Below are 25640 nucleotides of genomic sequence, written 5' to 3'. Positions count from 1 at the left end.
AATTGAGGACTAGTTTATCTATATGTAAATATTACCACATTTTGGTGTATATAATTAAGAATATATTATTTTCAGAGAAGAATATTGAAAATAAAGTAGTTTATGTTGAATTTAGATGGCAGAATGGAGGGGGAAAGGAATCATTTTTTGAAATGAAGTGTAACCAAATCATATGTAAAGGAGAAATATATGAAACCATTACAAGGGAAAGTTGCAGTAGTAGCTGGTGGAACACGCGGTGCTGGAAGAGGCATTGCGATGATGCTTGGTGAAGCTGGTGCTACTGTATATGTGACAGGAAGAAGTACAAGAGGAAACTTATCATCAATGGGAAGAACAGAGACTATCGAAGAAACGGCTGAACTTGTAACGAAGCAAGGTGGAAAAGGAATTGCGGTTCGCGTTGATCATACTGTGAAAGAAGATGTCGAAGCTTTATTCGTAAAAATTGCACAAGAGCAGAATGGACAGTTAGATATTTTAGTGAATGATGTATGGGGAGGAGATCCACTGACAGAGTGGAATGTACCATTTTGGGAACATAACTTAGATAATGGAATTCAAATGCAAACAACCGCTGTACATTCTCATATCATAACGAGTCATTACGGTGTCCCGCTTATGGTGAAGAATAAGAAAGGACTCGTTGTTGAGATTACAGATGGTGTTGATTACGAATATCGAGGGAATATGTTTTATAGCCTCGCTAAAATTTCCACAATTCATTTAGCCCAGGCAATGGCAAGAGACTTAGCTCCCTACAATATAACATCTGTTGCAGTCAGTCCGGGCTTTTTACGTTCTGAAGCAATGTTAGATATATTCGGTGTGACAGAAAATAATTGGCAAGAAGGAGCAAAAAAAGATCCGCATTTTATCGCATCAGAAACGCCATTTTTTATAGGACGAGCAATTGCTTCTTTAGCGAGCGATCCGAATGTTCATAAGAAAACAGGACAAGCACTTAGTTCGTGGGAATTAGCAAGAGAATATAAATTCAAAGATATAGATGGAAGACAGCCTGATTGGGGAAAATATTTTGACGAACATGTTAAACATACTTTATAAAGAATTTTAATGGATTTAGGAAAGAATAACTAAACATTCGTAACCATACTGTTTTTTTAGTTATTACAATCTTTTTTTGATATTCACAGGATTGCAAAAGGGTTAATGAATATTGACATGAAACCAAAAGGTGTTATATTATGTCAAAGTGAAACCAAAAGGTTGCATTTTAAAATTAGGAAAGAAGGAAAAGTAATATGAACACATTACAAGATATTAAGCAAACAATCGTGCTAGAAGCACCTATTCAAAAAGTATGGGATACAGTATCAACTGCAGAAGGTATTGCATTATGGTTTATGCCAAATGATTTTCAAGCGGAAGTAGGACATGAATTTCATATTCAATCTCCTTTTGGACCATCTCCATGTAAAGTATTAGAAATTGATGCTCCTCATCATCTTTCTTTTGCCTGGGATACAGATGGCTGGATTGTTTCTTTTCTTTTAAAAGATTTAGGCGATAAAACTGAATTTACACTCATTCATGGTGGTTGGAAAGAGCCTGACTTTATTCTTCCAAAACCGAATGAGAAAAGTTCTGTTATTCGTGAGAAAATGGCATTTGGTTGGATGGCCATTGTGAACGAAAAACTTAAAAAGGTTATTGAAGGCTAAGTGTCTCCATCAGCAGAAAATTACGATGTATTCCAAGCGATTGCTGATCCAACCCGTAGAGAGGTACTTCGATTACTGGCAGAGAAGGAATTGCCTATTTCAGAAATAACATCTCATTTTCCGATTAGTCGTACAGCTGTCACAAAACATCTTCACATTCTTTCAGAGGCAAAGTTAGTTAGCGGAAAGAAGGTAGGAAGAGAAAAAATTTATCAGCTGCAGCCAGAACCTTTACAAGAATTAAAGCAGTGGCTTTCGTTTTACGAACAATTTTGGAATAATAAATTATCCATTTTGAAACACGTTGTTGAAAATGGAGAGAATCATGGGTTAAAAATTGTTGAAACAAAATTAGATAAACAAGAGGAATAAGATCACTTTCTTCTATATGAAAAAGAGTATGTTTAGAACAAATTGTTTAAACATACTCTTTTATATTTGATAAACAGGATTAAGATTAATTTGAAGATGGTAATACTGTGTATAAATTGCTGTAAAAGGAATGGACTAGATGAATATTGTTCTTGAAAGCATGATACTAATCGCTACAGGTATTCTCGTTTTAAAATTTGCGGGAAGTAAGTCTCTTAGTCAGATGACAAGAGCTGAACTTATTGTCGTTGTATCTATTGGACGCATTATTGTAGAGCCGGTGTTAAGTAAGAAGTTAGGAACAACAATATTAACCGCGTGTACATTTTCGATTGTTTTACTGATCATTCATTATTTAGAAGTGAAATCACGAAAGGTGGAGCGATTTCTAGATGGTAACACGCTCGTTATTATTAAAGATGGACAAATTGTAAAAGATAACTTACATCGTGCCAAAATGACAGAACAGCAATTATTTATGTATTTACGAGAGCTAGGAATTCATGACATTCAAACATTACAGCAAGTAACTGCAGAGCCAAGCGGCCGCATTGGTTATCAATTAACCGCTCAAGCACAGCCGGTTACTCGCGAAGTGTTGGAGAAGGTACTGCGGCAATATATTTCTAAAGAATAAGGAAAATAAAAGGACGTCTTAAGACTTATTGTCTTATGGACGTCCTTTTTTCGGCAAGATAATATGGAATGATGTTCCTTTCGAAAGCTCGCTCTCGACAGAGAATGAGCATGTACAAGTTTAAAAACAATTGCCATTCCAACTCCAATGCTTTCAGTGGAGAAATTAGCTGTTGTTCGGTGGTAATATTGTGTCTTTTAGTTAATTGTCTTTTCTCCCCCAGTATTGTTTCTATTCACTAAATTTAAGTAAAAATGAGACATTGTTGTATAGTAGTAGGGGTTCAGCCATAAATACGGGAGAAAAAGAGCAAACAGCCCCACTATACAACCTAAAATATACCATCCAATAAAACTTAACATTGTGATGAATAAGTCAAATTTATGCCCCTTCATCATTTCCTTACTTCTTCGAATCGCTTCTAGTGGTGTGCAATTTGGATCCTCTATCAGTATGTAAAAAGCCATAGCATAGGATAAGGATTTGATAATACCTGGAATAATGAATAAGAGGCTCCATAAAAGAAGGAGTATGGTTTGTAAAATACCGAGTTTTATCGTTCTAAATATATGTTTTGACTTGAATCCTTCAAATAAATTTCCAATTGTAGTAGATTCATTTTTTGCTAAACGTAATGTGAAGTTATAATACCCATAATCAAACATACTTTGCAAAGCGATAAAAATAAGAATAAGAATCGCACATCCAAGAAATAGAGACACACTACCAGTCAAATTAAGCTTTGGTTCACCGTCTACAATGTCTATAATGTCTACAAAATTCGCAGCTTGTATCGTGCTAAAAGAAAAAGCAAACATACAAGTTAGGACTAATGCAGTGATATACATGCTTACTACAGGTAAGACAAAATAAAGGAATGTTGTTCCTACCCCTAATCCCCACTTGCCCTTTAATGAAGATAAGGCTGCCTTTTTTAAATCACTAATCACTTTAGTTCCACCCTTCAAAATTTTTCATAACATAGAGAATAATAACATTTTCCAGGAGGAATATCCATTTTATAATTTTATTAATCAAATAAATTGAAATCTATCTATATTGAAATACGGAAGTGCTAATGAAATAGTAAACTATCTAAAGCAAGGATTAACGAAAAAATGAGAATACCTTTCTATAGGTATTAGGGGGTGTATCCAAGTTTCTAAATGAAATGTATGGCTGAGTAGTTACGATATTTTAAAAAATGAAAGGACATCATAAGACTTATTGTCTTATGAACGTCCTTTTTTCGGCAAGATGATATTAAATGATGTTCCTTTCGAAAGCTCGCTTTTGGCAGAAATTGTCCCATTATGAGCATGTACAAGTTTATAGACAATTGCCATTCCAAGCCCAGTCCCTTCGGAAGAGGAATCGGTTGTTGTTCCTCGGTAATATTGTTGAAAAAGATTTTCTATCATATGAGAGGACATGCCAACACCATTGTCCCTAATATGGATAACTACATGTTTATCATTATCAGAAAGTGTTGTATATATATCGGTGTGTTCAGGGTTGTGTAAAATCGAATTCATGAGAATGTTTTGTAAGATACGTTGCATAAATTTATGATCAAATTCAACATGAATTACAGGTGTATCCGTTTGAAAGTGAAGTTTATAGTTACTTGCTTGCGGATCATGACTAATGTCGGCAACAACTCTTTTTGTAAATTCGACTAAATCTTGATTCGTTTTATGTAAAGGTAACATACCTTCAGCATTATTTAGCTGTAAGACGAGGCTTAAATCTTGAATTAATTCTTCCATATGTTTTCCTTTATCATCAATTTCTTGGATAAAAGATTGAACCTCATCTTTTGACCACTCATACTGATCATTTAATAAAAGCGCTGAATATCCCTTGATATATGTTAGTGGTGTTTTTAAATCATGCGAAATACCAGCAATCCATTCTTGTTTGGCGTGCTCTATTTTTTCTCTTTCTATTTCAGCAGCTTGTAATTTTACAGCTAATATTTGGAGCTGTTGAAGTACCTCCTGATACAGAAGATAACGCATACGAAGTTTTCCCTTTTTGGTATAAATCTTTTGCAAACCTTTAGGTTGTTTGTAGTTTTCTTGTGAGAGTTGATGGATCCAAGTCATTATGAATCCAATCGGACCACCAAAATACCATCCAAACAAGCCAATGCAAAGAATTGTGCTAATAACAAAAATCCCAGCCACAAGCAAACCTTCAGTGTTTTCATTAACAATGATACCGAACAGCGGAAAAATACCTTCAACAATAATGACAATGCAAAAACCAGTTACAAGCATCCAAAGAATAAGTCCTAATGCTAAATGGAATGTAAATCGAGTTTTTATTCGCATATAAACGCCTCATTTGGAGGGATGAATTTATAGCCAATTCCTCGTAAATTTACAATGATTTTTGGTTTGCGTGTATCATCACCAAGTTTTTTCCGCAGTTTGGATATATGGATCGTGACGGTTTTTTCTTCTCCAAAAACATCGTTTCCCCATACAAATTCGTAAAGCTGAGCAGTCGTGAAAATACGATTTGGATTTTTGCAAAAGAAATGTAGTAACTCCAGCTCTTTTGCTGTGCATTCTACCGGATGATTTTTAACAGTTAATGTTGCAGATTCAGGGTTAAAAGTGAAGTAGTCATAATTGTATAAAGTACTTTGTTGTTGTGAACTCTCATACATTTTTTGACGACGAAGGATGACTTTTATTCGAGCTATTACTTCTAAAGGATTAAAAGGTTTTGTAATATAATCATCTCCGCCTATTCCTAAACCCGTCAATTTATCGAAGTCTGTTGAGCGTGCGCTAATAAAAATGATAGGTGTATTTGTATTTTTTCGAATTTCTGTACATAGTTCAAACCCGCTTATATCTGGAAGCATGATATCGAGCAAAATAATATCATATACTTTTTCTTTGATACGTTGCAGCGCATCTTTTCCTGCTGAGACAGTTTCTATATGAATGAAATTCTCTTTCCTTAGTATTATTTCTAATAATTTCAATATACCAACTTCGTCATCTATTACTAATATTTTTGCAGATTCCATTTCGATTATCCCTCATTTCAACCTCATCATATCAATTTATCTTCTGTAGATATTTATCTAAATAAAAATATTACAAGCATTTTCCATAGAGTTTACTTTGATTTTACTTTCATTCGTTAAGCTTATTGTAACATATCAATATAAAGCAGGAGGGACAACGAGTGGAAACTATTATTAAAATTAACAAATTAAGTAAGTTGTTTGAGGGAAACGAAACGGTTTCTAATGTCAATATGAAAATAAACAGAGGAGAAATTTATGGGTTTTTAGGACCGAATGGGGCCGGAAAAACAACGATTATGAAGATGATCTTAAATTTAGTAAAGCCATCTTCTGGTGAAATTATAGTATTAAACCAGCCTGTTTTACCAACATCCTATCAATATTTAAAGAATATAGGCAGCATCATTGAATATCCCGTGTTTTATGATCGGCTAACAGCAAAGGAAAATTTAGACTTTCACTGCGAATACGTTGGCTATCATGATAAAAGGGCGGTCGATGAAGCTTTAGAAATTGTTGGTCTGAAGGATGTGGGAAATAAAAAAATTCATGAATTTTCTTTAGGGATGAAGCAACGATTAGGGATTGCACGGGCGATTGTTACGAAACCGGAAATTTTAATTCTTGATGAACCTATCAATGGACTTGATCCAATCGGTATTAAAGACATTCGGGAGCTTTTATTACTTTTAAAAGAGAAATATGGAATTACTATTTTAATTTCAAGTCATATTGTCTCAGAAATTGAATCGATAGCAGATACGATAGGCATTATTAATCAGGGGAAATTATTAAAAGAAGTAAAAATGGAAGAAATCAGAAAAGAAAATATCGAATATCTTGAAATCGAAGTAGACAATTTGAAGAAAACGACACAGATACTGGAAGATACATTAGGAATTAAAAAATATGAAATAGTAGACCAGAATACGATTCGGATTTTTGAACAAGCCATTTCTCAATATCAAATCAATAAAGAATTGATATTGAATGACGTCATAGTAAAGAGAATTGAAAGAAAACAACACAATTTAGAAGAGTACTTTTTAAACCTTATTAATGGAGGCGGTCAACATGTTTAAACTTATGAAACTAGAATGGAAAAAACATTTCTTATCTAGTTATTTTAAAGGACTAGCAATTTGTATTGTTGGAATTTTTGCTGCTGCTGGTCTTATGGCAATAGGTTCTAAAGGTGAGAGTGAGCAAATGTTTCCAGATTATATGGCATTCATGTCTTTAACGAATATTCTTATTAGAATAACATTTATCATTTTTTCAAGTGTAATTTTATCACGTTTAGTCATTGATGAATACAAGAGCAAAACGATTCAATTTGTGTTTACCTATCCACTACAACGGAAAAAAATATTGCAAGCTAAGTTATCAATTGTTTTTGGATTTTGTTTTTTTAGCATAATTTTTACTACCTTTATTATCAGTATGTTAACTTTCTTTCTAAACCCAATTATAGGATTCTTTGAAACACCTGTTAGTATGAGTGAAATAATTACTACAGTTCCAACTACTTGTATTCATGCATTTATGATGGCAGGAGTAAGCCTGATTCCTTTATATTTTGGTATGAGAAAAAAATCAACCGCTACAACAATTACCTCAGCTGTATTAATAGGGTTTTTGATTAACTCAACTATTTCTAATGGCGGTAGTTCGACTAGTTTATTCGAATTCATTGGGGTACCAATTGCATTCTGTCTACTTGGTCTAATCATTGGACATCTTTCTTATTATAAAATTGACAAAATTGATGTTGCTTAAACAAAGCGGGGCTGGAGTAATATTCAAATTCAACAAGGGATGGGGAATAAAAATTGAAAAAAATGATACTAGCTTCTACTGCATTAATTGTAACTGGTGGATTCGTTTTTAGCTTCAAAGAAGTAGGAGGAAAGAGTTTTGAAAAAGAAACCTCCTTTGAAGCGGATAGTATTGAAGAAGTAGAGATAAACAACGAGTCTTGGGATATTGAGTTCAAAAATACGAAATCAAAAAAGATAACAATTGAAGTTGAAGGAAAACAAAAGGACAAGAAAAAAGATCCCGTAACAATTAAAAATGATGGGAAGAAAATAGAAATGAATCAAAAAGACCAAAAGGGAATACTTGAAGGATTCAGTTTCGGGAAGAAAGGTACAATCTATATTTCTATCCCAAAGAATGAAATAGATACGATTACATTGAATAATAGTTTCGGTGATATAAAAATGAAAGATGTAGCGACTAAAAATATTGTAATTTCAAACGACTCTGGTGCTGAAAAAATTGAAGGACTGTCAGCGGATAAGGGGAAATTTACATCAAAAGATGGGGAATTCAACTTGAAAGATAGCTCGTTAAAGGCATTAACTGTAGCTTCCACTACTGGTGATAATTATATTACAAGTGTGACTAGTCCTAAGATGAAAGTTACTTCAACAGAGGGTGAAGTAACAATTAAAAATACAAAAGAAGGAGAGTCATTGTTTGTAGAAACAAAATCAGGAGATATTGCTGTATCTTATAAAGAAGCCCCGACTTCATTAATGCTTACTACTAATAGTCATTCATCTGATATAACCGTTAATCTAGATGGATTTAAGAAAAAAAGGGATACTGAAAAATCAAAAGAAGGGACCATTGGTGATGCAGCAAATAAATTGGAAGTTTTAAGTAGAGAAGGAACAATAAAGATAAATTAACATATTTGCTGATTTGAAATAAAGCTTGATCCAAAATATAAATTGAAAGTGTATTTGGAAACAAACAATAAGAACCCATTTTGAACAAAAGAAACCCCTCTTATATATCGCTGTTTTTACGATATATAAGAGGGGTTTGTATAAAATAAAATGTTAATTTACTTTCTTTATAAATCCTTTATAGTGACGTTTCACAAGCTGGCTCTCTAGCGTTTTCATTGTTTCTAACGCGACCCCGACAATGATGAGTAAACTTGTCCCACCAATTTGGGCGGAAGCTGGTAAATTAGAAATTTTTGTGAATATAATCGGCAAAATAGAGATTGCCCCTAAAAAGATTGCTCCGATAAAAGTTAAACGATATAAGATTTTTGTTACGTATTTCTCTGTCATTTTCCCTGGTCGAATGCCTGGAACATACCCGTTTTGTTTCTTCAAGTTTTCAGCCATTTGTTCAGGGTTTACTTGAACGAAGGCATAAAAGTATGTAAATGCAATAATGAGTCCAAGGTATAAACACATTCCAACTGGGTGTGAATAATCAAAATTTGTATTGATCCATTTGGACACCGCAGAGCTTGGAAACAGCTGCGCAATTGTTCGCGGCGTCATTAAAAATGCGGAAGCAAAGATAACAGGAATGACACCTGCACTATTTACCTTAAGAGGTAAGTGTGTATTTTTTGCTCCTTGATATGGATTGTTCCCAGTAGAAGCTTTTGCATATTGAATAGGAATTTTCCGATTTGCTTGTTGAATATAAATAACACCAACGATGATTGCTAAAATGACCAAAATAATTAATGCGATTTTTATAATATGCATAAAGAGTTGATCTCCAGCATTATGAATTTGTTGTAAGTATATTTGATTCATAATACTTGGAATTCCTGCCACAAGTCCTGCAAAAATAATAATTGAAATTCCGTTGCCTACTCCATTTGCAGTAATTTGTTCACCTAACCACATTAAAAACGCAGTACCAGCGGTTAATACGGTAGCAATTAATAAGTAGGTTTTTAGGCCTGGATCCGTTATTAATTGTCCACCTGCCATATTGTTAAAGCCAATAGACATTCCTATCGACTGAATGAATGCAAGAACAATTGTAAAGTAGCGGGTAAATTGAGCTGATTTTTTACGGCCCATTTCACCTTGCTTTGCCCACTCTGCAAATTTAGGAACGACATCCATCTGTAATAACTGCACGATGATGGAAGCTGTAATATACGGTGTGATGCCAACGGCGAAAATTGAAAAGTTTTGTAAGGCACCTCCGCCAAATACATTGAGCATTCCTAAAACATTTGTTTGATCTTGTATTTTTAATACCTCAGCATTAGTATGAGGAACTGGAATGAATGTGCCAATCCGAAAAACGATTAACATCGCTAAAGTAAAAAGGATTTTGCTTCTGATCTCAGCTACTCTCATAAAGTTTGAAATTGTACGAAACATCATGTCGCCTCCTATATGTTTACTAATTATGTAAAGTAAAACTAGTTTTTATATCCTCACGTATAAACTGCAAACCTCCTTCCGAATAAAATTCATTATGACAAATGGATTTTCAAACAGTTTACGGATATAAAATAGAGCGATGTTTATGTTTTCGTAACAACTCAATAACCATAATATAACTATAAAATAAATATTTGTACAGAGGTAAGAATAAAAAGAATAAGTACATACAAGGGAATTTTGCTAGATTATAGGTGATTCGAATTGTTATAATATTCTCAAAGAAACAAAGGGGTTCACTATATGGAATTTCAATTACCTAATATAGACGGAGAAGAATTAACAGTTACAATGATTCAAGAAGCGATGGAAACGGGTAAGTTAACAGCAAAAGACCTTGTTATGTATTATTTGTATCGAATCGCCAAGTACGATAAAGCCGGTTATCCATCAATTGCTTTGCCAGCAGGATATATGGAAAACGGGCGTCCATTTGGCATTACTTTTGCTGGAACGGCATTTAGTGAGGGAACTTTAATAAAGATTGGTTACGCTTTTGAGCAAGCAACAAAATTTCGGAAGCCTTCTAGTTTAATAGAGAAAGTGTAGTAGATATAAAAGTGGTTTTTGTGTAAGAAAAGAAGGACTCATGAATAAATAATATGTACGGGTAGTGATATAGTGAGGATTGGTAAATTTGGAGAAGTAAATAAATTGAGTATTGATACAATTAGGCATTATATGGATTTAGGGTTGATTGTGCCTGAAAAGAAGGGAGGGCATTATTTTTTTGATGAGCACTGTCAAAACGATTTAGAAATTATTTTAGAATTTAAAGGGATGGGCTTTAGTTTAAACGAGATTAAAAATTTTTTTCTTTATAAAAAATTTGGTGAATTTATGGACTATGAACAAGATACGTACTATCAATCTTTATTTATGGATAAATATAAGCAGGTTGAGCAGGAAATAAATAATTTAGTAAAAATAAAGGAAAAGCTAAAGACGAAATTAGATGTGTTATCAGCAAAATCGAAAGGTTCAAGCTGGGGGATTGGGATTGATTTAAAAGTACTCGATATGCTGAAATGTTTAAAATGTAGTGCAAAGCTTATTCTTCAAGATGGGATCATTAATCGAAATCAAATTATGGAGGGAAAGTTAACTTGCAATTGTGGAGAAGAATACCTTGTTGAATCAGGTATTTTAAAGGTTGGCAATTCATTTCAGGCGGCTGCTTCCCACCATCATGAAGAATTTGTTCTTGAATATATTCATGTAACTGATCCAACTTATTTGGAAAATATCCGTAAAGTTGGAGAATGGTTAAGGAGGAAACTTGGTCGATTAGACTTAAACGATAAAGTAGTACTTGAGCTAGGATCCGGAGTTGGCTTTTTTCTGCGAAATATTTTTCGGGAATTACCGGAAAATTGCTTGTATATTGCTGTTGATCGCAACTTAGAGAGGCATCGGTTTTTAAAAGGGGTATTAGAGAGATCTGGTGTCAAAAGAAACATTCTCTTTATTTGCGCTGACTTTTTAGATATACCTATACAGGAATACTCTGTCGATATCGTGATGGATCATTCGGGTACTAGTAATTACAGCTTTGAACATGAGGAATTTTTGCTTCGTGAAGTGGATTCTCTTTTTAAGCCTGATTGTTACTTATTGGGATCATTTATTGCTTTTAAAAACTTTAGCACCAAAAGCAAAATTGAAGCTAAATTCAGAGACAACTTTATAGCTAGAAAAATTAAGAAAAACATCAATGGTTTGAAGTATATACCTCTTGAGGAAAGGACTTCTGAATATATTGATAGAGGTGGAAAGTACGAAAATTTCTTTGTACAGGGGGAAGAAATATATTCATATTCATTTTTTGGAAAAAGATAGGGTTAACCCTATCTTTTTTTCATTTTCCATTAAAAATTTATGGACTGCACCTATTGTTGTCGGGTTCACCCAACAGCTTACACTTTGTTATATAAAAAATTAAGCGAGGTGGAGTACTTATGGAAGCATTACAAATGAATATAAGTAACGAAAAGAGCAAAAAAGAAATAAAAAACCTAGTCCTCTATTCTACAGGAAAAACTGTGTCAATATTTGGTACAGCTATTTATAATTTTGCGTTAGGATTATACGTTTTAAAGCAGACGGGTTCAGCATTAAGCTTTGCAATTACTCTTATATTAGGAATTATTCCAATGATTATCATCAATCCGTTTGCTGGGGTGCTTGTAGATAAAGTCAATAAAAAGAAGTTAGTTGTATTTATGGATCTTCTAAGCGGAATCTTGTTAGTTTCGGTTTATATATTATGTATGAAATATGAATTAAATTTACTTATTATTTACACCACTACCTTCCTTTTGACGGTGTTTACTACTTTCTTTGGAATAGGTTTAGAAGCAGCGAAGCCAAACATTGTATCTGAAAAGATGTTGATGAATATTAATTCTATTAGTAAAATAATTGACTCAATCTCTTCAATTATGGGACCTATGTTAGGCGGGATTGTTTTTGCAATCTTTGATATGAGAACTTTTATTATTATTAATGGAATTTCTTTTATTCTTTCCGGATTATCAATGATGTTTATTCATTTCAAGCTTTTCAATCATCAATCAAATGAAGAGCATTCAGATGGAAAAATTCATTTAATTAGAGATATGAAAGAGGGATTTAACTATTTATTCAAAAGAAAGAGTATTAAGAGCATGTTTATGATCTTAATATTAATTAATTTCTTTCTCGGTTTTGCTGTGACTGTTCCATTACCGTATATGATCAATACCGTTCTAAAGCTAGGTTCAAAAGAGTTTGGTATGATCCAAGGAGCTTTCCCAGTGGGGATGATTTTAGGGGCTTTATTGGTAAAGAAAATCACAGAAAGAATTTCCTACTCCATTCTTTTAAAATATTTAAGTTTTGCTTTATCAATTTTTATGATTTTATTAGGAGTTCCAGTTATGCTGAAAAGCTTACAACTGAACTCTATCGTTTACGCCTGTTTCTTCATTGTCCTCATGTTCTTGTTTGGAGTAGTCATAGCGCTAATTGACATCCCTCTGTCTTATTTTATGCAAAAAGAGATTCCAGATGAATATAGAGGTAGGGTACTAAGCATTGGCATTACTATCGCGAAAATAATGCTTCCTATGGCGATGATATCATCAGGATCTCTATTAAATATCCTTCCTTCTTATGTCATGCCTGTTGCAGGGGGAATATTGTTTTTTCTATTTAATATTGGTTCGTCAAATAAGTTGAACTTTGAATTGACTTCCAAAAATATAAGTACTTAATTTGTTAAGCGGCGTTATAGTTGAAAAAAACTCTCCTTCCAGTATACTGAATAAAGAAATTCACCTTAAAGGTAATGTTTGATCATCTATAGATCAAATTTCTGGAATAAAGATTTAAAAAGGGAAAGGTGTTAGAAATGAAAACGTATATTGTAGTTGGAGCTGGGATTCTCGGAGCATCTACTGCTTATCATCTTGCAAAAGCAGGAGCTCGTGTTACATTGGTTGATCGTCAAGATTTAGGGCAGGCAACGGATGCAGCAGCAGGGATTGTCTGTCCTTGGCTGTCACAGCGCCGGAACAAAGCTTGGTATCAAATGGCGAAAGGGGGAGCTCGTTACTATGCTTCCTTAATTGAACAATTAGAAGCAGATGGCGAAACAGATACTGGTTATAAACGTGTAGGTGCGATTAGTCTCCATACAGAAGAGAAAAAATTAGATCAGATGGAGGAGCGAGCGTATAAACGACGCGAGGATGCTCCGGAAATTGGTGAAATTACACGTTTATCGCCAGCTGAAACAAAAAAGCTTTTTCCGCCATTATCAGAAGAGTATAGTGCTGTACATATTAGCGGTGCTGCGCGTGTGAACGGTAGAGCACTTCGTCAGGCTCTTGTGAACGCTGCAAAGAAACATGGTGCTGTATATAGGAATGGAAATGCATCATTAGTACATGAAGACAATCGTGTTATTGGTGTTGAAGTAGATGGTGAAACTTCAACAGCTGATCAGGTGATTGTAACTGCGGGTGCTTGGGCAAATGAGTTATTGCAACCACTTGGTGTCAATTTCTTAGTTACATTCCAAAAAGCGCAAATTGTTCATCTTCATGTACCAGACGTGAATACAGACAATTGGCCAGTTGTTATGCCGCCAAATGACCAATATATTCTTGCTTTTGAAGATGGCCGTGTAGTAGTAGGCGCAACACATGAAAATGACACTGGATTTGATTACAGAGTTACAGCTGGCGGATTACATGAAGTATTTGATAAAGCATTATCAGTTGCTCCAGGTTTATCGAATAGTACGATGATGGAAACAAGAGTTGGATATAGGCCGTTTACACCAGGATTTCTTCCGGTAATTGGCGCATTACCTAACTTTGAAGGCATACTCGTTGCCAATGGCCTTGGTGCTTCTGGGTTAACGGCAGGACCTTATTTAGGTTCTGAACTTGCGAAACTTGCCCTTGGTGAACAGACAGAACTTGATCTTAGTTATTATGATGTAGCAGGGGCAATTGAACAGCCAAAGAATTAGAGAAATAGTATGAATTACATATAGGGATAGCATTACATGCCCATCAGCCTAAAAAATAAAATAATTCATAACAAAAAAATTTCCTTTCCTACAACTATTTATATGAATTAAGATTTTTTTTGTTGTGAAGAGAAAAGGATTTCTTAGCTTGATGGCCATGGGGTAGAACCACATTGCTATCAAGTTAAGGGTGCTAAAAAGGTATATGTGAGAGTTATTTTTTAAAAACTTCTACGATTGTACTAAAGATGGGCATAACAAATAAACCTAATACATAGGTGTTTTTAAAAATATTATGCAACTTTGATACTTTGTGACAACGTATAATCATACACAACACCTAAGATATCAAAGACGGTTTTTTTTCGTACCGGTGAGATTTTCTCCCGTTTTTCTCTAAAAAATAATATAAGTGCAGTAAAACTTTTAATAATTTATGGATGCCCTTCTGTAATCCTTCATAAAACAATAGATAATAATTCTTTATCATATAGATGGATTTGTATTCACTTAGCTCTTTCTTTTTCTTATTTTGAACATCGTCGATGAACAGAGTAAAATACTAATGAATTACCCATATAAATGGCATTCTAAACGTTCTTTCTTGATTTCTTTGCACTTGTCAATTTGAAAGAAAGATTTCCATGTTTTGAATAAAATTTCAATTTGCCAGCGTAATGGTTGGAATTAGTAGTATAAAAAATAGGGGATGCAAAGCAATGAATGAATTTTATAATGCGTTAACATATGTAAATAAAATGTTTTATGAACCCAATCACTTAACCATAAAAGCTGTCCGAGAAGAAGCTCAAAATTCAGATTATGGGGCTGGTATATTTCAGCTAAATTCAAAATCGATTAGATTTAGAGTCGCAAAAATAACACCTACCAAGATAGGACAGTTTGTTGCTTTTTGGGAAAAAGATGGGGATAATAAAAACCAAGCCTTTTCATATGAAAAAGCTACTGATTTATTGGTTATCAATACTTTTACTAGAAATAATAATTTTGGACAATTCGTTTTTCCAAAAGAAGTACTTGTAAAACAAAATATTCTTAAAACAGCCACTACAAAAGGAAAAATGGCAATTAGAGTTTACCCTAGTTGGGAAAATCCCACTAGCAAACAAGCTATCGAAACACAGAAATGGCAATTAGAATATTTTGTTGGGATGAACAATACAAATAGTTTACCAATACAAGAACTATTAAAGCTATACTCTAACTAAAATTGGATAGCCCTAAATGTGGTTTTAAAATAAAGTTCGATAATTTAAAACAAAATATTCCATTTCCGTAAACAGGTGCGTTAGTGGAATAAGGAGTATTAAAATAATCAAACTTTTTTATAAAAATTTCATACTTAGTTAAAAAGAGAAACTCCATTTTGATCAATCTTTTTTCAAAATGAAGTTTTTATATTTGCTTTTAAATAAGGATTAAAACACATTTTTTAATCAAACTTTATTGCAAAGCTACAGTTTACTGATTTTTACCTAATTCCTAGAGATAAAGGTGGAATCTTTATGTTTTATAACAACAAGAATGAACTAATGTTTGTTGGTAAGGCAAGAAAGTTAAGACCAAGAATAAAAAAACATTTTGAAGATACTGTATCAGTAATCAAAGACCATAGAGATGAAGTAATCAAAATTGATGTAGCTCATAAAAAGGACTAATAAAATGAGACAACTTTTCCTCGGCTTATTAGTCCTTTTTTACCGCTTGCAACGTTACGTTGCACAATGATACGGATATCATTTGAGAGAAAGAACAATTTGATACGATAAAGGATGGGAATAGATTGGATAATCATAGCCAAACACCGGCGTATATATATACGTATGCATTTCGCGAAGAGGAACGTTCTTTATGTTATATGGAGATGCGCTCACTTTTTGGAACGGAATCGCACTCTAATATATTGAAAAGCACAATCAAAATTGATCCGAGCCGAAGCCCGTTTATTAAAGAACGGATTGACGTAATGTATGAAGGAGATGAACTGCCAGATATTTTGAAGCAGGTCGAACAGATTGATTTGTCTGGATCCACGTTCAAAGTCATCTTCGTTAAAATTAATGATCTTGATAAATCGAAAAAAATAGAATACGGAGAACGCCGCCTTATTGAGCGAGATATCGGCATGCATATTGAAGGTGAAGCCGATGTGCATCATCCAGAGCGTGTATTTGGCATTGTAATCATTGGCGGACGTTGGTACTTCGGAACATATATGGAAAGCGAGGCTGTTTGGTTCCATCACGTGAAAAAACCACGCAGCTATTCTACATCACTAAGCACACGTGTAGCGAGAGCTGTTGCGAATATCGCTGTGCCAAATCCTGATGGAGTCAAAGCGATCGATCCATGCTGTGGTATTGGAACGGTAGTGGTAGAAGCACTCTCTATGGGCATTGACATCGTTGGCCGTGATATTAACCCGCTTGTCGTAATCGGATCAAGAGAAAACATCGCGCATTTTGGTTTTGAAGGAGACGTAACGGTAGGACCTATCGAAGACATTCAGACAAACTACGATGTAGCAATTATCGATATGCCGTACAATCTATTTACGTGCGCAACACCAGAAGATCAATTCTCGATTTTAAAGCATGCGCGCCGTATTGCAAAAAAAGTAGTAGTTGTAACAAGCGAAACAATGGATCACATGATCGAAGAAATTGGATTTGAAATTATAGACCGCTGCGTAACAAGAAAAGGAAACTTTGCTCGGCAAATTCTTGTTTGTGAATAGGGAAGTAAGGGAAGACCAATGAGTGCATTGGTCTTTTTTTGTTTACTTTTCATTTTTAAACGTTCATTTTTGTTACGTTGTATATTCTCGTTTTGGAGGTATTTGTATTTCTTAGCTTGATAGCGATGTTATTTTACCCCTAAACGTAGTTTCTTACTTATTAGTCAAGCTGGACATTTCAACAGATTTTTGCGTACAACGTTTCATAGCTGAAATGATAGCTGTTCTTAAGCCTTTTTCCTCTAATGTTGCTACAGCTTCTATTGTCGTTCCACCTGGAGAACAAACCATATCTTTAAGTGTGCCTGGATGTATTCCTGTTTCAAGTACCATTTTTGCAGAACCTAATACAGCTTGAGCTGCGAATTTATATGCTTGAGTTCTTGGCATACCATCTAGTACAGCAGCATCTGCCATGGCTTCTATAAACATATATACATATGCTGGAGAAGAACCACTTACAGATGTTACAACATCCATTAATTTTTCATTTACTATCTCTGTTTGGCCAAAACTATTAAATATATTTAGTATGTCTTCTAGATCTTTTTCTGTAACCATTTCATTAGCACATAACGCAGACATTCCTTCTCCAACAAGAGCAGGTGTATTAGGCATTACTCTAACAACTTTTAACTTTCTGCCGAAAGTATTCTCAGTACTCTTAATACTTTTTCCAGCAGCAATAGTTACGACTATTACATCGTTTTTTATCTGCTCTTTTATTTGGTTAATTACTGATGAGTATAGGTCTGGTTTGATTGATAAAATTAAAATATCAGCATTGTTAGCTACTTTATTGTTGTCAGTAGTTGTAGTTATATCATATTTTTCACTAACATTTTTTAAATTCATGACACTTATATCTGAACAAATTATTTTATCTGAAGAAACTATATTTTTGTTAATCATTCCACCTATCATAGCGATACCCATGTTTCCGCATCCGATGAATCCTATTTGTTTGTTCATAATAACTCGCTCTTGCTCCTTTTATTATACATTTTATTGGTTTGAAATTATTATTCTGAAAAAATAATGACATCTCGTACAGAAGAAATAAACATTATAACGAGATTTGTATAAAAAAACATTTTAAAAGAGTACATTACTTTTTGCAATACAAAAAATATATAGAAATCACTTATTAACAGGAATTAAACTTGTCATCTTCCTTGTTTTCTAAAATATCTCTTGACATAAAAATGCGTTATATTGCATACTATATAAAAATTAAAGTGAACATCGTTGAAGGGAACTAGTACATATGTCTTCTTGCGCAAGAGAGTGGAATCCGCAGGCTGAAAGATTCCTCGTATAGAAATTATCGAACCTATCCCTGAGTCTTAAACGAAAGTTTAGGCGTATGCCTGCGTTACAGGCGACAAGCGGATATAGATTTATATCAATGAAGGTGGTACCGCGGAACAATGACCGTTTCGTCCTTTTTTTAAGGGCGGAGCGGTCTTTTTTATTTGGCTCCTTATTGCGAGTTAGTAAGGGATTCTTTGTGCAAATTGCACGTGGTAGAAGAATAGTTTGTTCCATTTGAAAAAAGAAGCAGCACAATTTACAAAAAACTTTTATTTTAGACTAGGAGGTACAAAAGTGAAAAAACAACGAATTGTCGTAAAAATCGGAAGCAGTTCCTTGGCAGCAAATCATGGCGGCATCTCTGGCGAACAGCTTTCAGATCACGTCGCCGCCTTGGCGCGACTGAAGCAGGAAGGACATGAAATCGTGCTGATTACATCTGGGGCCGTCGCCGCAGGTTTTTCCGCTCTCGGGTATCCCGGCCGGCCTGTGACAATTAAAGGGAAGCAGGCTGCCGCCGCTGTCGGGCAAAGTCTGTTGATGCAGGCGTATACGGAGGAATTCCGCAAATATGGGATTGTTACCGCGCAGCTTCTGCTGACAAGAAGTGATTTTTCTAGAAAAGAACAATATAGTAATGCCTACGCCACTTTATCCGAGCTACTAAACCGCTCCGCTCTTCCTATAATCAATGAAAACGATTCTATTTCTTTGGAGGAGCTGACGTTTGGTGATAATGACATGCTGTCAGCTTTAGTAAGCGGGCTTGTCTCGGCGGATATGCTCATAATTTTTACGGATGTGAACGGTTTGTATGACCAGAATCCCCAGAAAAATCCGGACGCGAAAAAGTATTACTTTCTTCCTGCCGTTACGGAAGAAATCGCCTCTCTTGCTGGAGATGCTGGCTCAAAACTTGGTACAGGCGGCATGAAATCGAAAATCGATGCGGCAAAGACGGCACTATCTCTCGGTGTGAGTGTATTCATCGGAACAGGACGTGGACAGGAGAAGCTTTTAGATGTTTTGAAGGGTAAAGGTGATGGAACGTATATCGGCAATACGCCTCAAAAAGTGATTAAGATGAACAAGCAATGGATCGCGCTGCATTCGCTTGTCAGCGGACAAATCGAAGTGGATGCCGGAGCAGCCGCTGCCATCATTCAGCGTGGAAAAAGTCTTCTGCCTGCCGGTGTTACCGGTGTGTTTGGGATCTTTCAAGCCGGCGAAGTCGTGGAGGTCATCACAGAGCAAGGACGGGTGATAGGGAAAGGACAGTGCAGATATAGTGCAGAGGAATTGCAGGAGCTAAAAGGTATGCAGAGCCACGACATTCAAGTGCGAGGCGAAAGGCATAGCTATGAGGTCATTCATAGGGATAATTGGGTTTTATTTTAAAAATAGAGAAATGGCTCGTTCAAGTGAAGAACACAGGCTCCTCCGTCCTAGAAGATGCTGTTTGTCTTTTCTCGCTCTAAGCGTCAGATTGATTCAACTAATATCTATGCAGGAGAGTCTTGGGTGGTAGTGCCTAGTTGGCCACGTCTCAAATTTTATACTTTTTAATTTTTAAAAGGAGGAAACGAAAATGAATGAAGTGTTGGCAAAGGGACAAATAGCGAAGAAGATTGCGGGAGGGCTTGTGGCTAAATCGACTAATGAAAAAAATAAGGCACTGGCGGCTGTCGCTGAGCAATTGATAATAGAGACACCTTATATTTTGGAGGAGAACAAACGGGATATCGAACAAGGTAAAGCAAAAGGAATGTCTGCCTCTCTCCTCGACCGCCTCATGCTGAATGAACAGCGCATTATTGATATGACAGAGGGTATCCGGCAGCTGATTGATTTGCATGACCCTGTCGGAGAATGTGTAGCTGCATGGGAACGGCCGAATGGATTGTCTATTCGGGAGATGCGCGTGCCGCTCGGTGTTGTCGGGATGATTTACGAGGCGCGGCCGAACGTGACGGTGGATGCGGCCACAATTTGCTTGAAAACAGGCAACGCAGTGATCTTGCGTGGTAGTTCTTCCGCCTCTTATTCCAACAAAGCCATCGTCGCTGTCATTCATCGTGCGCTCAAACAAACGAGCTTGCCTTCAGAAAGCGTACAGCTCATTGAAGACAATTCACGAGACAACGCAAAGCAGCTGTTCACATTGAACGAGTACTTGGATGTTCTTATTCCAAGAGGTGGCAAGCAGTTGATAGATACTGTAGTGAGAGAAGCGTCTGTTCCTGTATTAGAAACAGGTGCGGGAAATTGTCACATTTTCATTGATGAAACAGCGGATAAACAGATGGCATTCGATATTATCGTAAACGCCAAAACACAGCGTCCGTCTGTATGCAATGCTATTGAAACAATTATACTTCATGAGAATTGGGCACAGCGATTCGGTACCGAGCTGTTTTCTTTCTTGAAGGAAAGAGGAGTGGAGCTGCGCGGAGATAAGAAAGCATTGGCAATTGATTCTTCTCTTGTACCCGCTTCAGAAGAAGACTGGGAAACAGAGTTTTTGTCTCTTACGCTGGCAGTCAGAATCGTTTCCTCTGTTGAAGAAGCGATTTGCCACATCAATGCTTATGGCTCCATGCATTCCGAAGCGATCATTACAGAGAACGAGGAAAACGTCAGCAAGTTTTTCACGTCCGTCGATGCCGCGGCGCTCTACCATAATGCTTCGACCCGCTTTACTGACGGCTTTGAATTTGGCTTCGGCGCAGAAATCGGCATCAGCACGCAAAAGCTACACGCGCGGGGACCGATGGGGCTATCTGCCTTGACTTCCACAAAATATGTGATTCGTGGGAATGGGCAGATTCGGGGATAAGAAGTAGAAGGACAGATGCAAAGCCCCTTTTATTTTATGAGATGGGACCTGCGGCATCTGGTGAGAATTTGGTTACAGTCGCTTTGTATTCAATTTCTTATTGAGCGAATGGATGAGTTTAGTTAAAGAAGAAAATCAAATCGCATAGCCTATAAAAAAAGAAAGCAAACTAAAATCGTGGGTGCCGATAATGAAAAAATATTACTCCGCGATCTTTATATAGCGTATTTATTATGGTTGGCATCCTTGAAGGAATAATTAAATCAAACTACAAGGGTGGTGAAAAAATGGTTAAAAATAAGAATAATCAATTTAAGAATAATAAAAATGCTCTACCAAAAGCAGATGTAGAATTCGCAGGAGAAAATGGACTTGAAAAAATAGCATTAAGAGCTCAAAAAAAATCAAAATAAGTAAACAATATGGGGCAGTAAATCTGTCCCTCAAAATTAACCTGGTGTTTTTAAGAGATACTAAAATGAATGTTTCTGAGACCGGAGATTCTATTCATCAAATAATTCGTGAGTTTTCATTGAAAAGAGAGAGCTCTTTTCAATGAAAACTCACATATATTATATATACATGGGATAACATTATAATGGTTTTTTTTACATAATTGTGATACTATTTTCCTTTACAACAAAAAAAGGACGTGACATATAGTGATCAAAATTGAGATGCCAACACCAGACGTTACGATTACACAGCGCAAACAAGTAATTAAAGGTGATGAGCCGATAATTACTCCTATTAATGGATTTATTGATTTTCACCTGATTCCAAGAGATAAAGGCGGCATTTTTATGTTTTATAATAATAATGATGAGCTTCTGTTTGTTGGAAAAGCACGTAAATTACGTCAAAGAATTAAAAAGCATTTTGAAGATAATGTTTCACCAGTGAAGGCATACAGAGATGAAGTATATCGAATTGATGCATGTATCGTAGAAGATCCGATGGAACGAGAAATTTACGAAACATATATTATTAATGATTTGCAAGCGAAATATAATGTAGACAAAGTATTTTTCAAATAAAAAATTCTGGAAATAAAATGACCTCAGCATTATGCTGAGGTCATTTTATTTGGCGTCTATTCACAAAGTTAGTTTTTCGCAAGATTTAGCTGCCAAGAAACGCCATACTTATATTCAATATGAGAATCTATTAAAAATGAATAACTTCACATAACTAAAAAAATACAAACATATACTGGTACAAGCAAACTTGAAAGGAGACAATCATGAATTGGTTAGAAGCCTTTATTTTAGGAATTATCCAAGGATTAACAGAATTTTTGCCAATTAGCAGTACTGGTCATTTGTATTTAGGGAGACACCTTTTTGGTTTAGATGAGGCAGGTCTTTTTTTAGATACGATGCTTCATATAGGGACGTTAGTAGCAGTTTTTATTTATTATAAAAAAGAATTTCTTTATTTACTTAAAAATCCGTTCTCAAAATTAACATATTTATTAATTATCGGAACAATCCCTGCAGTGGTAATCGGTTTATTGTTTAAAGATTTCTTTGAAGAGATTTCAAAAACAGGTATTACAATCGGATGGGAATTCTTGGTGACAGGTTTGTTTTTATATATAGCAGAGAAACAAAAAAGCGGTCGGAAAAAGATGGACGAAATTACATATAAAGACGCACTGATTATCGGTTCTTTCCAAGCAGTTGCGATTTTCCCAGCAATTTCAAGGTCAGGGATGACGATTGTTGCTGCGTTATGGAGAAAGCTAGACCGTGAAACAGCAGCTTATTTTTCATTTTTATTATCGACACCTGCAATTGTTGGAGCAATCATCTTACAGTCATTTGATGTTTTTCAAGGGAAAGCAGAAGCAATTTCTAATACTTCACTTATCGTTGGTACGCTATCTGCAGCGTTCTTTGGCTATGTTGCAGTATCCTGGATGATTCAATATTTAAAACATCATTCTCTCAAAACGTTTGCGTATTATGTATGGGCTCTTGGCATTTTAATTCTTACTTTACAATTTACTGGTGTATTTTAAGGAGGAAGACCATGAAAAAATATGAGCAAGCAGTAGGATTATTTTATGGAGGATTTTTTATGTTGGGGCTAGCTGGAGGAGCTTTATTAGAAAAGCCTAACATTGGGATTTTTGTCGGGATTGCTTGTGGATTATTTACACATGCAGTTCTTGTTATGAAAGATAAAAACGAATGAAATCATCGCTAAAAATCAAAATCTTGTATTAGAGTTATGATACAGGGTTTTTTTAGTTTGTCATAAGTTGTATTGTTCAAGAGATGTTGCATGAATAGTAAAATAGGTAGAAAATTCAGGGGGGTAATGTATTGGAGATTGCAATTGTAATTGGAGGAAGCATTGCTGGAAAACTTGCTGCAAAGGCTTTATCTCATTCTTTTCAGCAAGTCATCGTTTTAGAAATGGGCGAAGAATGGACAGAAAAGGCACCTAGAAAGAAGATTCCACAAAGTTATCATCCCCATGTGTTGTTAAAAGGTGGAGAAGAAGCAATTGAAAGATTATTTCCTGGCATTACGGAGCAATTAATTGAAGATGGAGGTATTGTAAATAACTTTACAGGAGATTTAAGGTGGCATCATTTTGGTTTATGGAAGCAACCTTTTGTTGGAGAATTGAAAATGGTCCAACAGAGTCGTCCTATGCTCGAGTGGCATTTGCAAAAGCGGATCAATCAAGTTTCTAATATTAGCACGAAATATGAAACAAAAGTGAAGCAGTTGCTAATAGATCAGCAGCAAAACAAAATTGTCGGAGTAAAAATACAATGTTTGAAAACAGGAAAAGAAGAGGAAGTTCATGCAGATGTAGTCGTTGATGCAAGCGGATTTGGTTCTAAAAATATAGATTGGTTACAAATACATGGTATAGAAGTGACAGAAGAAAAAGTAAGGATCCAGTTATTTTATGCGACTAAATTAGTTTGTTTAAAACAGAAAGAACGTCTTGATTGGTGTAATTTACTTGTTTCCCCTAGTTTCCCTGAAAACCCTTATGGTGCATTTATTCAAACCGTTGAAGACAATCGTTATTTTATAACGTTTAGTGGTTATGCCGATGAGCATGCACCACAAACTGACAAAGAATTTCTTGTCTTTGCTCATAAGTTACCTATTCCAGATGTACTTGGTTTTCTTACAAAAACAGAATCGATTACAGATATAAAAATACATAAGATTCCTTACCAAGTGCGGCGGCGTTTTGATTTAACGAGAAATATACCAGAAGGTTTCTTAGTAATTGGAGATGCTCATTGCCGTTTTGACCCTGTGTTTGGACAAGGAATTTCTGTCGCGGCGATGGAAGCAGAAGAATTGCAGCGATGCCTGCAGAAAGGCAGTCCGCTAGAAAAAGGATTCACTAGAAAATTTTATAAGCGAATAGCCAAGATTATTGCAACGCCGTGGGAAATGACGACTACAGAATCACTTCGTCATCCTAAGATTAGAGGAGCTAAACCTTTTATGCAGCCATTTCAACAGTGGTATACGAAAAAAATATATCAACTTTCCGCAAGCAATTCAGAAATTTATATTCGATTAGTACGAGTTATGAATCTCATACGTAGCCCATTACACCTTTTTCATCCAAAAGTATTGTTTGCTGTATTTACGAGCCGAAGAAAATAGTCGTTCCCCAGCAGGATTTTATGACAAAATAGCAAAATGTATATAGTTGATAAATTTTTGAAAAGGAATGGTTAGCGTATGGAACTCTATTTAGAAAAATTAAGGGCAGGAGACGCAGAGGAATTGTTTGTTTTTGAATGTAGTAACAGGACGTTCTTCGAAAAGACGGTACCAAGCCGCGGTGAGGATTACTATACATTTGAAATGTTTCAAAAGATATTTTATGAATTATTACAAGAGCAATTTGAATGTATTTCATATTTTCATCTCATAAAAAATCATGAAGGAACAATTGTTGGACGAATGAATTTAGTAGACATTGAGAAAGATAAAGAATTGGGGTATCTTGGATATAGAATAGGAGAAAAATATGCCAGAAGAGGTATTGCCACTAAAGGTGTAAAACTCCTTTTAGCTGAAGCTGCAAACTATCACGTTACTGAAATTCATGCAAAAACAACAACTGATAATATTGCTTCTCAAAAAGTATTAGAGAAGAGCAATTTTTCACGTAGCTCAATTGATGAAAACGTAGCTCAAACTGATTTTATCCATTATGTTTGGAGACATACTAACTAAAACAAAAAAGGAGAACAATAC

General features: G+C 35.3%; 25 protein-coding genes, 4 pseudogenes and 1 other annotated feature. Of the genes and pseudogenes, 23 read left to right on the top strand and 6 right to left on the bottom strand.

The window, feature by feature from the left end; translation table 11 throughout:
* The first annotated feature begins 189 nt into the window (after positions 1–189).
* The 4 genes from BM350_RS13370 (at position 190) to BM350_RS13355 (ending at position 2694) form a co-directional block, all read left to right on the top strand.
* A complete protein-coding gene (locus BM350_RS13370; protein ID WP_090914606.1) occupies positions 190–1068 on the top strand; it encodes an SDR family oxidoreductase in 879 nt (292 codons plus the stop codon).
* A 197-nt stretch (positions 1069–1265) separates the two neighbouring features.
* Entirely contained in the window at positions 1266–1685 is a 420-nt protein-coding gene (locus tag BM350_RS13365; protein ID WP_090914608.1) for an SRPBCC family protein, read from the top strand.
* The gene (locus BM350_RS13360) at positions 1686–2057 is read left to right on the top strand and encodes an ArsR/SmtB family transcription factor (RefSeq protein WP_090914610.1); all 372 of its coding nucleotides are present in this window, start codon (positions 1686–1688) and stop codon (positions 2055–2057) included.
* A 139-nt stretch (positions 2058–2196) separates the two neighbouring features.
* Positions 2197–2694, top strand: a complete 498-nt coding sequence (locus tag BM350_RS13355; protein WP_090914611.1) for a DUF421 domain-containing protein — start codon at positions 2197–2199, stop codon at positions 2692–2694.
* A gap of 197 nt (positions 2695–2891) precedes the next feature.
* On the opposite strand, the gene BM350_RS13350 is transcribed toward BM350_RS13355, so the two are convergent.
* The 3 genes from BM350_RS13350 to BM350_RS13340 all read right to left on the bottom strand — a co-directional run bounded on the left by BM350_RS13350 (position 2892) and on the right by BM350_RS13340 (position 5740).
* Positions 2892–3644 (bottom strand): DUF975 family protein, encoded by a 753-nt coding sequence (locus BM350_RS13350; RefSeq protein WP_090914613.1) that lies wholly within the window; start codon positions 3642–3644, stop codon positions 2892–2894.
* Between the two features lie 282 nt (positions 3645–3926).
* Entirely contained in the window at positions 3927–5030 is a 1104-nt protein-coding gene (locus BM350_RS13345; RefSeq protein WP_090914615.1) for a sensor histidine kinase, read from the bottom strand.
* Positions 5021–5740, bottom strand: a complete 720-nt coding sequence (locus BM350_RS13340; protein ID WP_090914617.1) for a response regulator transcription factor — start codon at positions 5738–5740, stop codon at positions 5021–5023. Before BM350_RS13340 ends, BM350_RS13345 begins: the two co-directional genes overlap by 10 nt.
* Positions 5741–5901: 161 nt before the next feature.
* Between BM350_RS13340 and BM350_RS13335 the strand changes: the two genes are divergently transcribed.
* The 3 genes from BM350_RS13335 to BM350_RS13325 are packed head-to-tail and all read left to right on the top strand — an operon-like array spanning position 5902 to position 8442.
* Positions 5902–6825: an ABC transporter ATP-binding protein gene (locus BM350_RS13335; protein WP_090914618.1), complete on the top strand. Its 924-nt coding sequence runs from the start codon at positions 5902–5904 to the stop codon at positions 6823–6825.
* Entirely contained in the window at positions 6818–7522 is a 705-nt protein-coding gene (locus BM350_RS13330; protein ID WP_090914620.1) for an ABC transporter permease, read from the top strand. The genes BM350_RS13335 and BM350_RS13330 overlap by 8 nt, the downstream gene beginning before the upstream one ends.
* A 53-nt stretch (positions 7523–7575) precedes the next feature.
* Positions 7576–8442: a DUF4097 family beta strand repeat-containing protein gene (locus BM350_RS13325; RefSeq protein ID WP_090914622.1), complete on the top strand. Its 867-nt coding sequence runs from the start codon at positions 7576–7578 to the stop codon at positions 8440–8442.
* Between the two features lie 153 nt (positions 8443–8595).
* On the opposite strand, the gene secY is transcribed toward BM350_RS13325, so the two are convergent.
* Positions 8596–9900 (bottom strand): preprotein translocase subunit SecY, encoded by a 1305-nt coding sequence (gene secY, locus BM350_RS13320; RefSeq protein WP_090914624.1) that lies wholly within the window; start codon positions 9898–9900, stop codon positions 8596–8598.
* A gap of 438 nt (positions 9901–10338) precedes the next feature.
* Between secY and BM350_RS27255 the strand changes: the two are divergent.
* The 4 genes and pseudogenes from BM350_RS27255 to BM350_RS13300 all read left to right on the top strand — a co-directional run.
* Positions 10339–10512 (top strand): annotated as a pseudogene (locus BM350_RS27255) (amidase); the annotation flags it as partial.
* 72 nt (positions 10513–10584) lie between these two features.
* Positions 10585–11802 (top strand): methyltransferase domain-containing protein, encoded by a 1218-nt coding sequence (locus BM350_RS13310; RefSeq protein WP_090914628.1) that lies wholly within the window; start codon positions 10585–10587, stop codon positions 11800–11802.
* Between the two features lie 119 nt (positions 11803–11921).
* Entirely contained in the window at positions 11922–13217 is a 1296-nt protein-coding gene (locus BM350_RS13305; protein ID WP_090914629.1) for an MFS transporter, read from the top strand.
* Between the two features lie 137 nt (positions 13218–13354).
* Complete coding sequence (locus BM350_RS13300; protein ID WP_090914630.1) at positions 13355–14482, top strand: NAD(P)/FAD-dependent oxidoreductase; 1128 nt, start codon at positions 13355–13357, stop codon at positions 14480–14482.
* 293 nt (positions 14483–14775) lie between these two features.
* Here BM350_RS13300 and BM350_RS13295 read toward each other — a convergent pair.
* Positions 14776–15160, bottom strand: a pseudogene (locus BM350_RS13295) (transposase); the annotation flags it as partial.
* 41 nt (positions 15161–15201) lie between these two features.
* On the opposite strand from BM350_RS13295, the gene BM350_RS13290 reads away from it, so the two are divergent.
* The 3 genes and pseudogenes from BM350_RS13290 (at position 15202) to BM350_RS13280 (ending at position 17240) form a co-directional block, all read left to right on the top strand.
* The gene (locus tag BM350_RS13290; RefSeq protein WP_090914631.1) at positions 15202–15711 is read left to right on the top strand and encodes a MepB family protein; all 510 of its coding nucleotides are present in this window, start codon (positions 15202–15204) and stop codon (positions 15709–15711) included.
* Between the two features lie 252 nt (positions 15712–15963).
* Positions 15964–16143: pseudogene (locus tag BM350_RS13285) on the top strand (GIY-YIG nuclease family protein); the annotation flags it as partial.
* A gap of 143 nt (positions 16144–16286) precedes the next feature.
* Positions 16287–17240, top strand: coding sequence for a TRM11 family SAM-dependent methyltransferase (locus BM350_RS13280; RefSeq protein ID WP_090914633.1), 954 nt, complete (start codon positions 16287–16289; stop codon positions 17238–17240).
* A gap of 153 nt (positions 17241–17393) precedes the next feature.
* On the opposite strand, the gene proC is transcribed toward BM350_RS13280, so the two are convergent.
* Positions 17394–18212, bottom strand: coding sequence for a pyrroline-5-carboxylate reductase (gene proC, locus BM350_RS13275; RefSeq protein ID WP_090914634.1), 819 nt, complete (start codon positions 18210–18212; stop codon positions 17394–17396).
* Positions 18213–18479: 267 nt separating this feature from the next.
* Positions 18480–18690, top strand: a binding site (T-box leader).
* Positions 18691–18848: 158 nt separating this feature from the next.
* Between proC and proB the strand changes: the two genes are divergently transcribed.
* The 9 genes and pseudogenes from proB (at position 18849) to BM350_RS13240 (ending at position 25619) form a co-directional block, all read left to right on the top strand.
* The gene (gene proB / locus BM350_RS13265) at positions 18849–19952 is read left to right on the top strand and encodes a glutamate 5-kinase (RefSeq protein ID WP_090914635.1); all 1104 of its coding nucleotides are present in this window, start codon (positions 18849–18851) and stop codon (positions 19950–19952) included.
* 190 nt (positions 19953–20142) lie between these two features.
* The gene (locus tag BM350_RS13260; RefSeq protein ID WP_090914636.1) at positions 20143–21390 is read left to right on the top strand and encodes a glutamate-5-semialdehyde dehydrogenase; all 1248 of its coding nucleotides are present in this window, start codon (positions 20143–20145) and stop codon (positions 21388–21390) included.
* A 287-nt stretch (positions 21391–21677) separates the two neighbouring features.
* Positions 21678–21803 (top strand): hypothetical protein, encoded by a 126-nt coding sequence (locus tag BM350_RS27870; RefSeq protein WP_280141378.1) that lies wholly within the window; start codon positions 21678–21680, stop codon positions 21801–21803.
* A 65-nt stretch (positions 21804–21868) separates the two neighbouring features.
* Positions 21869–21946: pseudogene (locus BM350_RS26240) on the top strand (spore gernimation protein GerA); the annotation flags it as partial.
* A 106-nt stretch (positions 21947–22052) separates the two neighbouring features.
* Positions 22053–22427, top strand: a complete 375-nt coding sequence (locus BM350_RS13255; protein WP_139207629.1) for a nucleotide excision repair endonuclease — start codon at positions 22053–22055, stop codon at positions 22425–22427.
* 206 nt (positions 22428–22633) lie between these two features.
* Positions 22634–23413 (top strand): undecaprenyl-diphosphate phosphatase, encoded by a 780-nt coding sequence (locus tag BM350_RS13250; protein ID WP_090914637.1) that lies wholly within the window; start codon positions 22634–22636, stop codon positions 23411–23413.
* 11 nt (positions 23414–23424) lie between these two features.
* Entirely contained in the window at positions 23425–23589 is a 165-nt protein-coding gene (locus BM350_RS26950; protein WP_170857705.1) for a hypothetical protein, read from the top strand.
* 113 nt (positions 23590–23702) lie between these two features.
* Positions 23703–25040: an NAD(P)/FAD-dependent oxidoreductase gene (locus tag BM350_RS13245; protein ID WP_090914638.1), complete on the top strand. Its 1338-nt coding sequence runs from the start codon at positions 23703–23705 to the stop codon at positions 25038–25040.
* Positions 25041–25118: 78 nt separating this feature from the next.
* Positions 25119–25619, top strand: a complete 501-nt coding sequence (locus BM350_RS13240; RefSeq protein ID WP_090914639.1) for a GNAT family N-acetyltransferase — start codon at positions 25119–25121, stop codon at positions 25617–25619.
* Positions 25620–25640 lie beyond the last annotated feature (21 nt).

It is taken from the genome of Bacillus sp. 103mf (genome assembly GCF_900116295.1).
In the GTDB taxonomy this organism is placed as follows: domain Bacteria; phylum Bacillota; class Bacilli; order Bacillales; family Bacillaceae_G; genus Bacillus_A; species Bacillus_A bruguierae.
Note: the sequence above shows the minus strand (reverse complement) of the source record. Positions and strands in the feature narration are given on the sequence as shown.